General features: G+C 59.1%; 1 pseudogene. It reads left to right on the top strand.

Going from position 1 to position 352, the window contains the following annotated elements:
• A pseudogene (locus tag A6013_RS24800) lies at positions 1-352 on the top strand (6-phospho-alpha-glucosidase); the annotation flags it as partial.

The following is a 352-nucleotide window of genomic DNA, read 5'->3' as shown; positions in this document are numbered from 1 at the left end:
CCAGGCCCCGGAGATTGAATTCAGCTACACCACCGATCCAAAAGCGGCGTTTACCGATGTCGATTTCGTGATGGCGCACATCCGCGTGGGCAAATACCCGATGCGCGAAAAAGAGGAAAAAATCCCGCTGCGCCACGGCGTGCTGGGCGAGGAAACCTGCGGAGCGGGGGGTATCTTTTACGGCGAGCGCTCTAGAGACGGAGTGCTGGAGCGGGTGGATTATATGGAACAGTACTCTCCGCACGCGTGGATGCTGAACTACTCCACCCCGGCGGCGATTGTCGCAGAAGCCACGCGCCGCCTGCGTCCGAACGCTAAAATACTCACCATCTGCGATATGCCGCTCGGCATT

Source organism: Enterobacter sp. IF2SW-B1 (genome assembly GCF_001743375.1).
Classification (GTDB): Bacteria; Pseudomonadota; Gammaproteobacteria; order Enterobacterales; family Enterobacteriaceae; genus Enterobacter; species Enterobacter bugandensis.
This window is presented reverse-complemented; position numbering and strand designations above follow the sequence as displayed.